6 protein-coding genes are annotated in these 16,366 nt (G+C 61.2%); 4 read left to right on the top strand and 2 right to left on the bottom strand.

Annotated features, from left to right (window positions below):
• Positions 1–101 precede the first annotated feature (101 nt).
• The 4 genes from BFP93_RS21635 to BFP93_RS21650 all read left to right on the top strand — a co-directional run bounded on the left by BFP93_RS21635 (position 102) and on the right by BFP93_RS21650 (position 5,208).
• Positions 102–2,624, top strand: coding sequence for a CS1-pili formation C-terminal domain-containing protein (locus BFP93_RS21635; protein WP_065894866.1), 2,523 nt, complete (start codon positions 102–104; stop codon positions 2,622–2,624).
• Positions 2,625–2,645: 21 nt separating this feature from the next.
• Positions 2,646–3,890, top strand: coding sequence for a hypothetical protein (locus BFP93_RS21640; protein WP_065894867.1), 1,245 nt, complete (start codon positions 2,646–2,648; stop codon positions 3,888–3,890).
• 71 nt (positions 3,891–3,961) lie between these two features.
• Positions 3,962–4,720: a pilus assembly protein gene (locus tag BFP93_RS21645; protein WP_065894868.1), complete on the top strand. Its 759-nt coding sequence runs from the start codon at positions 3,962–3,964 to the stop codon at positions 4,718–4,720.
• Between the two features lie 5 nt (positions 4,721–4,725).
• Positions 4,726–5,208 carry a CS1 type fimbrial major subunit gene (locus BFP93_RS21650; RefSeq protein ID WP_065894869.1) on the top strand — a complete coding sequence of 161 codons (483 nt, stop codon included), beginning with the start codon at positions 4,726–4,728 and terminating at the stop codon, positions 5,206–5,208.
• Between the two features lie 13 nt (positions 5,209–5,221).
• Here the strand turns inward: BFP93_RS21650 and BFP93_RS21655 are convergent, their stop codons facing one another.
• On the bottom strand, positions 5,222–10,171 hold the full coding sequence (locus BFP93_RS21655) for an NEL-type E3 ubiquitin ligase domain-containing protein (RefSeq protein WP_256095234.1): 4,950 nt from the start codon (positions 10,169–10,171) through the stop codon (positions 5,222–5,224).
• Positions 10,172–10,518: 347 nt separating this feature from the next.
• The gene (locus tag BFP93_RS21660; RefSeq protein WP_065894871.1) at positions 10,519–16,302 is read right to left on the bottom strand and encodes a membrane-targeted effector domain-containing toxin; all 5,784 of its coding nucleotides are present in this window, start codon (positions 16,300–16,302) and stop codon (positions 10,519–10,521) included.
• Between the last annotated feature and the right edge of the window lie 64 nt (positions 16,303–16,366).

Here is a 16,366-nt window from a genome sequence, read left to right on the forward strand (position 1 = left end):
TGCATGCCCGTTGACCACGGGCATTTGCTTGCAGGTCGGCTGATTTCCTTCTCTGTCCGCCGACCTGATTTTTTCTCTCTTGGCATTCAGGGTATCCGTTCATGTTTCCGATGACGCCTATCGCGGCTGCGCTTGTGCTGCTGATGTGTACGAGTGCGTTGGCGGCACCTGCTGCTTCCGGCGCTGCAACCCCCGGCAGTTTGATCGCCCAGGCCCAAGGCCTGCCCGCGGGGTTCAGCGATCACTTTTTCGACGTGCCGCTGGCGGTGCGCGTGGATCTCGATCGGCAACTGCTGGGCGAGGCGCTGATCGTCTTGTCGCGGGATGACCGTGTGACCCTGCTCGAATTTACCGATACCGGCGACAGCAAAGTCCCGGCCGCCACCCGTGATACCTGGCAGGCGCTGCTGGAGAACGGCGTGGCATTGGGCGCCTGCACCCAGACCTGCCCGGAGAAGATGATCTCGGCGTTCTACAACCTGGAAAACTCCCAGCTCGCGATCCTCACCCAGGACGTCGAACGCAGTGATGACACCCCGCGCTTCTACGACCAGCCGCAAGGCGGCAGCCTCGGGTTGATCATCAACAACCAGCTCAACCTCAACGGCAGCCAGGAAGACAGCCTGGGCGGACGCTACGGCTTGCAAGCCAGTTCAAGCCTCGGCAACTGGAGCCAGGTGCTCAACCTGCAACTGGCGCGGCAAAGTGGCGATGAGGAACAAGTACGCCATGCGATCCATGAGCTGTATACCCAGCGTGAATTGGAGGGGCAGTTTTTCCGCCTCGGCCACTTCACTCCCAATTCCGATGGCCTGACCCGTCAACTGCGCAGCTTCGGCGCCAGCCCCGATACGGCGCTGGGCCTGATGTATGGCAGTTCCGACAGCCTGGCCATCAACAACTCCAAGCCCAGCGTGTATCCGATCTACGTGACCGCCAACCGCCAGGCAGCGGTTGAGATCTACCGCAACGGCTTGTTGATCAACACCCAGGCAGTGGCGGCCGGGCTGCAAACCCTGGATACCCGGCCACTGCCCGGCGGCATCTATGAAGTGGAAGTGCGCCTGGTGGAAGACGGCTTGACGACCGCCACCACCCAGGAACTGGTGTACAAACCCAGCAACTGGCGCAACGCTGAAGACCGCTGGCGCTACAACGTATTTGCCGGGCGCGAGACCAAGCTCTTGAGCAACTGGGATGAGCAAGCCTCGGGCGCGATGACCGCCGGTGCGTCGCTCAACTACCTGGTGCACCCGCGCGTGATCCTTGGCCTGTCGGCCCGCCAAGTGCGCGAGCAACTCCAGTACGGCGGGTCGATGGACTGGACGATGGCCGACAACACCAGCGTCTATGCCAACCTGTACCAGACCCAGGAACATGGCACCGGCATGGACCTGCAAGGGCTCTATACCCTGGGCTCGACCAACCTGGTGTTCAGCCATAATCGCAGCTGGCTGGACACCCGTGACACGTACGAAACCCTGCCGGACGGCACGCGCCTGCGCCGCAATACCTTCGTGGGCGAGGCCAGCAACACCGCGTTGTCGGTCAACCACCGGCTCGACGCGAAAAATACCCTGAACATGCGCCTGTCCCACAGTGAGGGCAATATCGAGGGCGCCGGGCTGGACCTGGGCTGGAGTCGCCACGACAACCTGTTCGGCAGTGACGCCAACTGGCGATTCTCGGTGTTCGACCGGCCCGGCAGCGCCGGCACCAACGACGCGCGCAATCGTGGCGTGGATGTGAGCGTGAGTGTCAACCTGGGCACTGAAGGCCGGCAGATTTCCGGCAGCATCGGCACCCGCACCGCCCGAGACGGCGGGCGCGACAACAACGCCTCGGTGACGGTGCGCCAGGACCTCACCGACCACATGCTGCAAAGCGTCTCCGCGACCGCCATCACCGATACCTACGGCGTTGGCCTGTCGGGCATGGCCAGCTTCAATACCAGCGCGGTCAGCGGTGACGGCTTTGTGCAGCGCAGCTCCTTCAACGGTGACCTCAGTGGTGGCTTGAACCTCAACAGCACCTTCGTTGCCGGTGCCGGCAAGATGCTGCTGAGCAGCCAGTACCAGGGTAATGGTGCGGGGATGATCATCGACGTTGAAACCGACCTGGACGACATCGAACTGCGCGCCGACGACCTCGGTGGCGGCGGTGCGATCCTGCGGCCGGGGCGCAACTATGTGCCAGTCTCGGCCTACAAGAGCAGCAGCGTGAGTTTCGACTTTGAAGGCAATCACCCGCCGGCGGCGAATATTCAACCGACTCGCGCCAGCTATCACCTGAACAAAGGCGGTGTGGACTATCGAAAAATCACCGTGATGAAAACCGTCACCGTGCTTGGGCGGTTGCTGGACGAGCGCGGAGCACCGCTCAAGGGGCATCACGTGATCAATCACGCCAGCCGTGGGGTCAGCGAGGTGGACGGATTTTTCTCGATGGAAATGAGTTCCAGCGCGCCCACCTTGCAAGTGCGCTACCAAAACCAGCTGCTTTGCCAGTTTCGTTTGGACCCAAGCAATGCGCCGAACGAAAACGACGTGTTGATGATTGGTGACTTGCGCTGCACGCCGGACACCTTGGCCGAAGCGACCTATCACGCCGAAACCGCCGGTTGACGGCGGTTGAAACTGGAGTTCATGACCTTGATTACCGCAACCAAAAAACGCCTGGGCCTGTGTGCGTTAGCGCTGGCTCTAGGCGCTTACAGCCTGCCGGCGCTGGCTATTGTCGAGCAGATCACGGCGGTGTTTCGCCCCGATCCGGCCAACCCGACGAACAACAAATTCGTCAACACCACGCCGCAAAGTGGCTTATGTCCCTGGCACGTTCCAGCCAAGTGCGAGGCGGTCAATACCTTCAGTATTCGTAACACTGCGTTCCGGGCCTATTCCAATGGGCCAATACCGGCGTTCCCCGAGGATCCACGCCAGAGTGCTTATTTCAAGGTGCCGTCGGCCTTTCGCGACCTGCAAGTGAAACACGCCGTTACCGGTCGCACGGAGACGGTGCAGATGCGTATTGCCGGTATCGGTGGCCGGTGGAATGTTTCCTACCCTCCGGGCGTGTCCGGCTGGGCGACGCCAGGTGTGGGTTGGAGCACTTATTGGCGAGGGGCGCCCGCACCGTGTATGCCGATCAATTACATTGCGGCAGGAGCCGCGTTCGCGTTGTTTTTCTGGATCGTCCCGGAGAACGCCGGCGCCTGCAGCGTCACCAACGGTGTGGAGATTCCGCGGTTGAGCTACAGCTCGCTTGAGTACGGTTATGAACTCAAGACGCCAAACCCGTTGGGCATGGACGCCGGTACCTATGAAGGCTCCCTCACCTACACCATGGGGCCGGGCGGTGATATGGATTTCGGCAACGCCATGATCCCCGACGAAACGGCCCTGACCTTCAATTTCATCCTGTCGGTGGAACACGTGCTCAAGGTCGACCTGCCGGCCGGCGCCAATCGCGTCGAGCTGCTCCCCGAGGGCGGCTGGCAAGCCTGGCTCAACCAGGGGCGGCGCCCGTCGCGATTGTGGCGCGACCAGACCTTTGCGATTTCCGCCAGCTCACGTTTCAAGATGACCCTTGAGTGTGGCCTGGTCATCGGCAACACCTGCGGCCTGCGCAACAGCGACGGTGACGAAGTGCCGCTGCAAGTGGCCGTGAGCCTGCCCTATGGCTTGCGTGACCAGCACGACCAAGGCGTCAACAAGCTGCCCCTGCGCCTCGACGGCGTGGGCACCGAACTGTTCCAGCCAACGCAATACGTGAACAACCGCGAGGGCAAGTTGCATTTCGAAGTGGCCAGGGATGACGTCGCCGACATGCTCAAAAAGCCCGGCAGTACCTATTCCGGCGTGGCCACGGTGATCTGGGATTCGGAAGTCTAGCGGGCATTACCCGCATATCGGCTCCCGCAGCGGGCGGTGAGCCGCGTTCAATCAATGAGGCGTAAGCAAACATGAAACATGCAGTGTTAGGGGCTGGGCTGTTGCTCATGTCGTGGGCGGCGCAGGCCGGGCCGGCGATCAATGTCGGCGTGGTGTACGACTACCTGGAAGGCGACCGCAGTTCTTATCTCAAGCGAGTGTTCAATGGGGGCACCAGCACCGCCTTTATCAAGGTCAATGTGCTGGAGATCGTCTACAGCGCCGACGGCACGTCCAGGGAAGTCCCGGTCGCCTCCCTGACCGACGACAAGGGTGGCGCCACCAGCCGCGACGGTCTGATGGCCAGCCCGGCGCGGCTGATCGTCCCGGCGGGCGGGCGCCAGGGCACCCGTCTGCTGTACATGGGCCAGCGCGACAAAGAGCGTTACTTCCGGGTGCGCTTCATCCCGGTAATACCGGAAAAGGACGACGACTTTGCCGTCACCGACGTCGAGCGTGACGCGTACAGAAAGGACTTGGCGGCCGGGGTCAACATCATGGCCGGCTACGGCACCGTGTTTTTCGTGCGACCCAAGGACACCCGCTTCGATACGAAGGTTGTCGAGACAGCCAGCCAGTACACCCTGCGCAATGCCGGAAACAGTGTGGTGGTGCTCGACGAATTCCGGGACTGTTCGGTGACGCAAAAAACCGACTGCGAAGCCACCACCAAGCACCACATCCTGCCGGGCCGTCAGTGGATGCTGGAGAAGAAACCCGGCCGTGAGTACCGCTTCCAGATGATTGAAGGCCGCGACAAAAAACCGATGACGGTCAACAGCAACGGGTGATGACAATGTTCAAGCAACTGACGGTATGGGCGGCGTTGATCGCAACGTTGTCCATCGGCGGGCAGGCACAGGCGTTTCAGGAGCGCCACAGTTTTGAGGTGTCGGTGACTATCCCTGTTCATGAGGCCTACGTGTTGCCCTCCGAACCCGACTGGATGGGGCAGGACCAGGTGCTGGCATGGGACCTGGCCACCTCCAGGCTCGGACGCCTGCGCAAGAACTTCGACGTGAAGAACCTCAATGGCGGCGTGGCCGCGCGCCTGGGGGACACGCCCTATTTGTTGAGCGGCCGCGACCGTATTGATTTGCGCGTGCTGTTCAACCGGGTGCCCCTGACCCTGGACTCGACCCGGGTACTCAGCGCTGACGAGGCGGGCATGGGCCGGCGCGTCGAGCTGGAGATTGCTCCGATCGAGCCCGAGGGGGGCTACCAGGGCGGTGCCTACTACGGCACGGTGCACCTGATGTTCGACTTTCTGGCGCCCTGAGCCTTCGATTCCGTCAAGTGCGGTTCTTGCGTGCGCCTGCCCGGTTCAGCGCGGCGCGGGTCAGGTCTCGCAGCCACTGATTGTGACGGTATCCCAGCTCGTTCAGGGTTGTATCGTACTGCGCCGCACTCATCGGGTTGCCGGATAATACGCCGGCTTCATCCAGTTCCAGGGCCTGCGCCAGGTCGCGCAGTTTCGTCTGCAGGGCTTGCCGATCGGTCTGCGGCAGGTCCTGCGACTGAGCGTATTGCGCTTGCAGCGCCTGTAGTTCATCGAGCTGGAGGTACTTGCGGTCAAAGGCGGTGTCATTGTTCCATTTGGCGGTGGGGTGGTGCTGCTCAAGGTAACGCTCCCAACCTTTGTCCAGCAGCATCTGATTGACCAGGCCGTCACCTTCTTCGAGCCTTTCGACCGCCGCGGCGACCTTGTCGATCTGTGCGGGGGTCACGTCAGCCAGTGTGCGGTAAGTCATATGCGACGAGAGCCAGGGCAGGTCCAGTCGGTCCGCCAGGCTGCTGCGATAGGCCAGATGAATGCCCGCTTCGTCGACCTCGCCATGCTCGCCGTCGATGACTTGCGACCATAGCCGTTGCCCCAGCCCGCCCTGGTCTTTGGGTTTGAGGCGGTGGGCGATATCTTCGCCGATGGCTTTGCCCATATACGCGTCGCGCGCGGCGCCGCGGGCCAGCACCACCAGCCTGCCTTCAAGTTCCTCTGGTGATGTGCTGGTGCGATGGGCTTCACTGGCAAGCACTTCGACCCCCAGCTTCTGAAAGATCAACGCGCCCGCGTCGGGGCACAGTCCGGGGTAGCGGGTATCCTTGAACACGCGTTCGCGCAGGTCGCTGTCGGTTTCGACCGCCCGCAGCAGGCGCCACACCCGCTGGCTCAATTCCGGCCGATTGCTCTGGTAGGCCAGGCGGTCCTCCTCGGCTTGAAACTCATCGGGTTCCTCAAGCGATCCGATCACTTCAAACAGGCCCTGGGAGCCCGGTTCCTTTTCAATCTCCTCCCACAGTTGCCGATGGCGCTCGCGCTCTGCCGGCTTGATGCAGGTCAGCCAGGGTTCGCTCTGGCCTTTGGGTGCATAGGTGCGCAGCGCGTCCAGCCCCACTGACTCGCGGTATTCGGCTAGCAAGTCCTGAAAGTCCGAGGTGAGCCGGCTTTGATCCAGGCGTGTGCGGGCGATGATGTCGGCATCATCCGAGCCTGGGGCGACATGGGGCAACCGGGTGATCGGGTTCTCGCTCAGGTCCAGTTGGAATCCGCGCGCGCGGGATTGGCCGATGAGCCCGGCGGGCCAGTCGTTTATCTGTGTATCGCGCAGGTTCAGCAGGGTCAGGGCCGGCATCTGGCGGATGTCCGGTGCCTGCCCCAGCGGGTTACCGGCCATTTCAAGCTGTTTGAGGCGCTTGAGCCGGGCGAGTGTCGACATGGCCGCCTCATCCAGCACGATGGCATTTCCTTCCAGGTACAAACGGCGCAGGCGTTTGAGCTTGCCGAGGGTCTCAGGCAGCCTGGTGAGTGTGTTGCGACTCAGGTCGAGGTCGCGCAGATGCGGGAAATTGTCGAGAAAGGCGGCATGGCTATCGGAAAATTCACAACCGCGCAGGTCCAGGTCGCTGATGTGGTTCAGTGGCACATTGAGGGTGGGCAGTTCGTCGGGTAGAGGGGTATTGAACAAGTCCAGGGCGATACCGCCACGGTGTTCGAAGCTGTCGTCCAGATGCACCGTCAGGCCGTTGCTCCAGCCGTCATAGAGGCGGGTCGCGACTTCCGCTCGACGCTTGCGCACTTCCGGTTCCAGCAGGGTGCTTTCCCAGCGCGTCGGGCTTTTTATGTAGGTATCGAGCTGATAGAACAGCTGCTGTTTTTGCGACTCCATCTGCGTCAGCGTTTGCTTGCCTTCGGCTGTGCCCAGCGTGATAGACAGGCGTCGAACGCTGTCTTTGCTCATTGCGGGAAGTAACAGCTTGATGCGCTCTTCAATGGTTTTGGGCTGCATGTCATAGCTGTCGACGCGGGACATTTTGCACGAGGCACCGCCGCCCAGCAGCACTTCGGTCTCGGGCGCAGGTCGCCTGCTCACGGTGGGGTCGGCCAGGGCCAGGCGCCGCTCGGCGGGCGTCTGATTGCGTTCGATCACCCATTGGCGCAGTTGCTCACCTTCGCCGACGGCGAAGAGAGGCGCGCGTTGCGGGTCCTGTGCCAGGGTCCAGAGCAGGGACTCGTACAGCGTGGCGGCAGCGGTCAGCGGCTTGGCATCGGCGTCGAACACCGCATAGTGCCCGTCTGTGCTGCGCACCAGGGTGCGGGTCTGGGGCGCATTGGCATCGCCGACGCTGCAGCGCAAAGGGCCGCCGGGGCTGCCGTCGCGCAGGTCGACTTTCAGGTTGCCGAACGCATCGCTGTGCAGACGCAAGGTGTTGAGCACCAACCGTTCGCTTTGCACCGAAGGTTGATGTTGCGGGTAGAGCCCTTCGACAGCGCGGCAGGCCTGGCTGTCGACGTCCAGCTCGCGTGCCAGGCTTTTGAGACGCAAGGGCAGGCGCTGCTCGTGCGTCATCACCGTGGACTCTTGCGGCCAAGCCTGCCTGAGCAGGGCGTTGGCACAGCTCACTGGCAGCTCGGGAGCGCTCTGGCGCAGCAGGGCCACGTGCGGGTCGCTGCTGACTTGGCCCAATTGATAATGGCTGTTGGCGATATGACCGCCAAAGCCGTCGACGTAGTCCGCCAGTCGATTGCGCAACGCCTGCACCTGTTCGGCCGGGGGCAAGCTGTCGCCCAGTAACGTAGTGATCTGTTGTTCGTCGAAAAAATCCAGCACGCGCTCCGGCAGCCTGGCAGCCATTACGTCGGCCAGGCTGATGGTCAAGGTATCTGCCGGTGCGGCGTCGGCGTTGCCATATTTACGCGACTCGCCGCTCAGGTCGCTGTTGTGAAATACCTCCAGGGCTTTGTCTGGCGGCCAGCCGGGGAGTTCTGTGACGGCCTGTTCGAACCAATAGGAATACGGCTCGAGTGTTTGGCCTGTGCGCATCCTGCGGGCTGATTCTTCGGCAAACCGGCCTGCTTGAAAGCGTTCAAGGCTGTCGGCCAACAGCGGTGCGGAGGGTCGGTTGCGCACGTACATGTGGCGCAGATGGTCCGGCTCGCTGCCACTGATGACCCGGATCTGTTCGAGCTGCTCGGTACTCAGCGCCTGGGTGGCAGGACTGATCCGGCGCATCAGCGTGTGATCGTCCCAACTGCGGGGTTGTTCACCTTCATGCACCCAGGCACCGCTGCCATTGAAGCGTATCTTCGGTTGATAGGCGTGTGGCCGGCGGGGATGCACGATGCGCTGGTGAGGCAGGTGTGGGTCGCGTTCGATCTGATAGTGGTTGTCTGCGTGTGCCAGCCAGTGTTTTTGAGCATGCTGATATAAGCCTTGTGCGTCAGGCAGGGTGCCTTTGGGCAGGCTGATGCTCTGCTGGTACGGCGAAAGGTCCGGGTTCCACAAGCGTTTTTCGCCGCCGGCCAGTTCCACGGGGTGCAACCCTTCGACGAAGGGCGACGGCGTGAGTGCAAGCGTCTGGCCTACCGCGCCGGCACCCGCCCAAACCCCCAGTTGCACCACCGCCTGCGCCACCTCCATGGCGTGAGCAATCGCTTGCAGCCCGTCACCCTGCGCCCAGTCAACGATGCCTTCGAATACCTCGTTGGCCACCTGGTAGGCGGTGTAGGCGAGCATCAACTCCCCCAGGAACGGCACGAATGGCGTGACCACCAGTAGCGCGGCATTAAGGATGTCCGACAGCATCTTGCCCAAGTTGTCCCACCAGGCCCAGCGGGCCATCAGGTCTGCATAGGCGGTGGTGATGGCAATTTCCCGGGTATCGTTAACGATCTTGTTGAGTTTGACCCGGTACAGGTAATGCCACAGCGTATCGGGTTCGGAATGGCCGGCCGGAGGGCGGTTCTGGTAATCGTCAAAGATGTTTTGCACGCTGAAGTGCAACTGCGGCGTGTCAACCGGGATGGTTTGCCAGCTGGGGCCGCTGTCGGTGCGTTTCTTCTGATGCCATTGCACCTTGAACAGGCGGTTTTGCAGCTCGGCGAAAAAATAACCGCGTTGTTTATGGTCCACAAATTGACTGAAGAATTGCCGGTAGGTGGTTTTGGAAAGTGCCTGGCCTTTTTCATCGAGGGTCGTGGTGCTGTCGCGCAGTTGGCGTGTCAGTTCATTCATGAACTCGACCGGCGAGGCGTACTCCTTCAGCGGGTGCTCGGGGTCTTCGGGGATGAAGGCCAGCAAGCGCTCGATGTGTTTGTCGCGACCTTGTGGCGCGGCAATCAGCACAATACCGCTCAGTTGGGCATCCAGCAGGCTCAGGTTGTAGTACTGCACCGCAATGCCACCCAGGGCCGGGGCCGGCTTGCCCTCGGCGATATCCAAGAGCAATTGCCGGGCATCGTCTTGGATATGCCCTTGCGACAGGGCGATACAGGCGGCGTTTTTCAGCGCCGCCTTATCGCAGGCAATCACCCTGCGGCGTAATTTATCGGCCTGCACCTGATTGTTGAACCCCAAAACTTTCAATAATCGCGTCTGGTATTGCAGGCCGATATTCAGGCTGCGGCACAGGTTTTTGAAGCCCAGTGCGGTCAAGGCCTGGCCAGTGGTTCGCGAGGTGAGCTGGAGAATGTTCTGCTGGCCTTGAGCGTCCGCCCTGGACAAGAACGCAAAGTCGGCAAATTGCTCGCCGGCAGAAAAATTATGCAGGGCTGCGTCCAGTAACGATACGGTCCGGCTGGTCACGCCTTTGCGCACGCCAATGGCCCACCAGCTGTTTTTAGCGGGGGCATAAAGACGAATAAAGGTGTTTTTTACATCAATGTTGCCGTATTCACGTAAGGCTTTTTTGAGCAGGGGTTCAGCGAATGTATAAACGTCTTTTAGGTATTTGAATGTTTCGTCCACCGTGTTCCGGGCTGTCCAATGCTCGGCCATGGCCTCTGTCGAAGCCGTGTTCAGGGGCCTGTCGATAGACGTGATTCGTGTGTAGACGCAGGGGCTCGCGGCCTGCACCGCGCGAACGCGGGCCAGCGTTGTCGAGCTGAGCCAAGCGGGGAGTGCACGCTTGATCAAGTCAAAGTGAATACCCGTTTCTGCATAGCGTGCAGCGTGTTGATAAGGAGACTCCAATAGCATGGTCAGGTTGCCTTTTTAAGGAACAGTCAAGGGCTGCCCGGCACTTGGGCCGGGCAGGAATAAACGTGAAAAGTTGACAGTGAGTGGTGCTTCAGCCGACAGGCGTCGGCTAGCGATCAGAAGGCAGGCAACGTCCCCTTCACCTGTCGCAGTGGCTCGCCTGGCTGGGCCGCCCTGGAGACAGGCGACAGCTTCACCTCTGTCTTAAGCTGCGCTGCCAGGTTTTCCAGGGTCGTATAGGACCTGCCTTGCAACTGCGGCCAACGCTCGACAAAAAATTCCCCGGTATCGTTAATTTGAATGGGGGTGGACACAATCGCTCCGCTCTCGGAACGGTGCAGCACATTGGCGTGGGCGGCTGAAGGCTGCTCGATCAGGAACTCGTTGATGTTCCTCAGCCATGCGCGGTCCGGCACCGCCTTGGGAAACGGCATGGGCTTACCGGCAATACCGACGTGCAACGTGAAGTCACTGCGCAGGGTTTTTGTTCCGGGGGAGCCGATCTGACCTTCGACGAACTCCCATCCGCCCCGCTGCAGCGGCAATGCCTGGGTGGGGTGGACATCGCGTATCCTCAAGCTGACGCCATCCTGCAATTGGGCAATGCCCGGGACACCCAGGTGCAGGTCACAGTGGGCATCCCCGATGAGCGCGACCCATCGATGCGGGCCCTGTGCCAGTTGGTCAGCCTTGATCACCTCATTGGCGAAATAGCTGAACAGGTTCATGCGGGCCTTGTCCCCGTACATGCGCTTGACGTGATAGCTGGCTGTGCAGTCGAGCGCCCGCACCCGAATGCCCGCCTTGTTTGCGGCTTTGACCACGTTGGTGTAAGTGTCGGGCCCGGTGTAATTGCGCATATGGCCGGCATCCTGCGCGTTGAGGTAGCGTTTGAGGTTTTTCGGCATTTTGCTGGTGCGTAATAACACCTCCAGCTCGGCCTGATGCAGATCGGTGAGCAGGTGCTCCAGGTACAAGGTCTTCACGCCCTCCTGCTTCAACAGCTTCATGTACTTGATCAGGAAGCGTTTGCTGTAGGTATCAAGATGGGATTCGCCGATAACCAGTCCCCGTATCTTTTTAAACAGCTGCCTGATGAACGCCTCTTCGCTGGTTGCCGTGGCAAGGTCGGCGAAATCCGGGCGTGGCAGTGGCGTGTAGGCGGCCAACGCCTGTTTGGCGGTTTCATCCAGGCGACTGCGTGTTTGCTTGAACGCCTGGTGCGCCGGATGGTACGGGTCTCCCGTTCGAGGCCCGTAGATGGGGTCAAAGCTGTCATGCCTATGCACCATCTCGTCCAGGTCCGGTTTGAACGACGCGGGCAGATCAAACTCATGGTAATGAGACGGTGATGGGGGGCCCGGTACCGCTCTTGAGGGGCCGGCCGTCGGCAAGGTTTGGGCGGTGGTGGCCATCGTCAGCCGGTAATCACCGCGCGACAGCGCGGCGGCGGATGTATCAGGCAGGAGGCCCACTGCCTGGCCAGGGGTAGCATCATCCACACGCAAGGCGATGACATTCTGCAAGTCAGCCAGGCCCGGCACCTCGTCGGTACTGCCTATGCGACTGTGATCTACCAGGGCGATCCAGCCATCATCGGGATCGTTTTGCGCGATGGCTTTGTGGGAATAGAAATTTCTGAGCTGGCTGTTGCGCGGGATAAACCGCTCTTTGTCAGACAGCTCCAGCGCGTGTTCCAGATGATAAGAACTCGAGGCGTCCACGCCGTCGATCGCGACCTTGTGCCTGTGGGCTTCGAGCATCAGTTTACGGAAGGTAAACGGCGCGTCCGCGCCCCAGCCCAAACTCGCATCGACGCGCGCCAAGTGGTCCTCGACCTGTTTCAAGGCGTGCGCAAGGTTGCCCTTGGTTTCGCCATTGATGATTTTGAGTTTGGTGCGGAAAACATCGGCCGGCAGGTTTTCGATGTGCAAGCGCTTGAGTCCTTGCGCTGCCAGGGCCGGCAGGTTTTCGATCAGTAACTGCTTGCTGGCAACGCTGGTGTTGGAAGCGCCAATGATCAGCCGCTTCTTGAGTGGGAACAGGCCGGCCAGTACGGTAGACGGGCTGGAATCGGCTGCCAGTACCGGCAACCCGCTACGGTCCGGGCGTGCTGGAGGCGAGGCGTAAAGTGCCTGCGTATCTTCAGTCAGGTGTTTCACCTGATTGCGATAGCTGTCACGTAGAGGCTTCAAATCCAGATAGGCCCCTTCACGTGCGCCCTGGGCAATGGTGTCATCCGGATGGCTGGTGATGTTGCGCACATACTCAAGGTTGAGCGCTGATCTGAAGTACTTGCCTTGCTCGGGTGCAATCTCATAGCGCGCCAGGGGCTGGTCCGCTTCCTCCTCGAGCAGCGTATAGGTCTTTCTGCGGCCGCCTCCCGCAACCCCGGAGCGAACCCAATGGCCATCGGCGTTCTGGTTGACCAGGCGTGCAGTCGATTGCATTTGCCCGGTGACGGGGTCATGGCGAAACAGCAGATATCGCCCCAGAGGATCCGGTGTGTTTTTGACCCAGAACTGATGGGTATCGAACATCACGGGTTTCATGCCGGCAGCAATACCGGGGTCGATATCGTTGATCAGCGTGGACGGCGTCAGCGCTTTGGTCACCGGTCTGATCGACAGTGTGTTGAAGGGGCCTTTAAGGGCCTGGCGAACGTCGAACAACACAGCACCGCCCACATTGGCCAGGTAGCCGATGTAGTGTCTCAAGGCGCCGGCCATGTCGCCCTGCTGGTAGGCACTGATGGCGAGCATCGCGTCCTTGAACGCCAACAAGCCACCCAGGCCCAGGCTCAACACGGGGAATGGAATGGTGGCGAGGGTGGTGACCAGTTCGACGCACGTCCAGACAATCCCCATGATCATCTCTGTGCGATTGACCGTGGTGGCAGTCACATCGTCTATTTTTCGTTGCAGCACCCTGTTGTAGACATCGTTACGCAGGTCGGTCAGGGTGGTGTCAGGCGTTGTCCTGTCATAGCGCGCCAGGCTGGGGGTGGTGCGGTCAATCGTTTCGGGCAGTCCATCGCGGGCAGTCGTCAGGAACGTGGTGATCCGCGCCTGGGATTGGACCGGCACCCGACCGTGCAGGTAAGCCGACACACCGTTGACTTTTTTCAGCCAGTAGTTGAACAGCTTCGCCTCACGAAAGCCGATGCCGTCGGGTGCGTTGGGGGTGTAGAGCAACACCGGGTTGTTTGCATGGCTGAACAGGTAGTTGCCCATTACCCAATCGCCGTCAATCGTCAGGCGGTGTACCTGATAAGTGGAGCGAGTCGCAGCCGCCGTGTCGCCAAGGCTGTCGATGGCTCGCTCCAGCCAGGTCAGGTCGAGCCGGGCGATATGGCCACGCAGGCAGCAGTCGAGCGCCGCGTATTTCATCTGCAGTTGTGTGATCGCCAGCGTGGCGTCGCGCCGTCTGGCATATCCGGGGCTGTTCGCGCTTTGCAATTTGGCGCGCACTTCGTCGGTGTAGCGTCGACCGATCCAGACACCGGTCACCGACCTTGACACGTTCTGCGGGGTCAGGCGGCTCAGGTCGACGCCCGCCGGCCCGCTGAACGTGGCCGAGGTAGAGAATTTCGGATCGATGAAGCCGACGTTGTCCGTGTAACCGTCGCGGTACAGCCTCGTATAGGTAATGGGCTTCGGCTTGCCGCCCAGCAGTGGCCAGGGCGCCGACACGAACACGCTGTCAGGGTCGACATCATTCTGAGGACGGCCCAGCAGCGTGTTCAGGCTGAGTGTGGCCTTGGCGTGCAGATAGGCATCGAAGGTGATGAAGTTGGCGTGCGAATCGGGCATGGCGTCATAGGTGCTCAAGGCACCTGCGGCATCGTCGGCAAGGCGGGTCAAACGGGTTCGGTCTGGCGGCTGGGCCGAGCGATACCAGAGCGGGGTGCTGTAGTCGTAATCGTCCTGCGCTGCGCTTTGCGAATGCACGACCATGGCGTCCAGGCATACCGTGTGCGAGCACACAGGGCCGAATGTCACCTCTTCGTGTTCCCTTGCGTCGGGCTTGAAGCCCAGACCTGCCAGGAACGTGCCCATCTTCGGCCGAAATCGCAGCGGGCATTGCTCCAACAGGTAGTCGCGCAGGGTGCGCCCCTCTGACCGGGTGTGGTCATCAGCCCAACTGATGATATGCGCCTGGCATTCGCGCTCGGTGGCGAATGCCTGGAACTGTCGCTCGCGCGGCGAGTTCGGGGTGCACAGCAACAAGCGCCGGACTTGGCCGGTGGCGTCCACCTCGCGCAATAGCCACAGGTCTTTGAGTTGCGCGCCGTGCAACAGCACGGTGCGTGCGCACAGCAGCGGGTTCGTACCGGCGCGCAAGGTGTCGAACAAGGCATGGTCCGCGTGGCTCAGGTCGCCTCGCAAGCGGGCGATAAAGGCCAGCAGCACCAGGCGATGATCAAACAGGTCGCGAGTCGCCTGTCTGAAGCGGGTTTCGGTCTGCATTTGTTTTTGCAGCGCGGCGAAGTCCAGGCGCGGTTGCAGGCCGGATTCGCGGAGTATCTCGAGCAGGCTCTGCGCATTCAGCACGGCATGCTCGCCTTGCAGTGCCGCCCCCGCGTACGTCAGGGTGGTGTTGGTCAAAAAATCAGAGCCGGGCAGCTCGTCGCCCGCATGCAGCCCGTCATGGCTTAATTGCACCAGACTGCGCGTTTGCTCATAGGTGCCGACATGGGCGACATGGCGTCGGGTGGTAATGTTCAGGTGAAGCGGGTTCAGGTCGTGGATTTCCAGCGCTTCGTCCAGATACTCGGTCAACTGGAAATGCGCCAGGGCCTGGGGCGAAGCGACAGGCCCCAGTAGCTCGATATAGGTTGCCCGGGCCTGATTGTAATCCTGCAGGCAACGACTCAGTGTTTGCTGATCCCTCGCAGCCGCGTGGCGATACCAGTCCGGCAGGCCGTTGTACACGCTGCGCTCCAGCAGTCGTTGGCGCCTGAACGCCAGGCGTGAGGACAAATCCGGCAGTGCGGCCTTCACCGCGTCGTCCAGTGCCGACTGGAGCAGCGTTGCCTCGTGCAGCGGGTTTTCGACCAGGCTCAATGCCCATTCGATGTCCTGGCTGCGCTTGTCGATGATCGCGTTGTAGGTATGTTCGAACAAGGGCTCGCCGCTGATGGGCAGCAATTGCAGTGGCCAGATATCGTCGACGTCCAGCGCCTGATAACGCACCGGCAGGTGTTGGCATAACTCCTCGTGGCCTGCCGGCAACGCTAGCGTCGGCTTGAGTCGCTGGTCGAGTTGCGCCAGCGAATCGAAGGACTCCAGGCCTCGGTTTGGGGTGAACAGCAGCACCTGGCCGAGGTCCTCTCCCGAGGTCAGGTTATCCACAACCGGGCTGGATTTGCGCGCAAGCACAAAGGCCCCGGCAAACTCCACGGTCTTGTCCTGGTAGCTGAAGTTGAGCGAGTACATCCCCGGTCGATAATCCGCGCCCCGGGAGCAGTCTTCAACCATGCGTTGTTCTGCCGGGGCCAGCAGGTAATCGCGCACATCAAGCCTGGCCTGCTGCTCCAGCGCGCCAAGACCCGCCGTCTGGGCGAGATAGCTCTTGCGGCCCAGACCATTGACGGTGCTGGCTTCGTCAAGGCCCTGCAGGTGTGTGTTCAGGTCGGTTTTGAGCTGGGCGAGCAGTGTTTTTCCGGCGGCTTGGGTGAGGTCTGCCTGCGTCAATGCCTCAAACAAACTGCGTGACCTCTCCAGCAGGGCGTTGTTGGCGCTGATCAGGGTGGTATTGAGCTTTTCCAGCGCAAGCAGTTCAGGGGGTAACACGGCAGGCTGCCGGGTTTGAGTGCGCAACTGCGGGTCGATTTCAAGCAGCTGGCTGTGTATTTCTTGAAGCTTGGGTGAGGGCGAAGGGGGCGTCGGTGTGCTCATTGGCACTGTCCTCATGCTGGTGGAATGATCCATCAGCATGCGGCGGGGGCGAGTGAGCGCGGCG

Origin of the sequence: Pseudomonas sp. 44 R 15 (genome assembly GCF_900004965.1) — a bacterium.
In the GTDB taxonomy this organism is placed as follows: Bacteria; Pseudomonadota; Gammaproteobacteria; order Pseudomonadales; family Pseudomonadaceae; genus Aquipseudomonas; species Aquipseudomonas orientalis_A.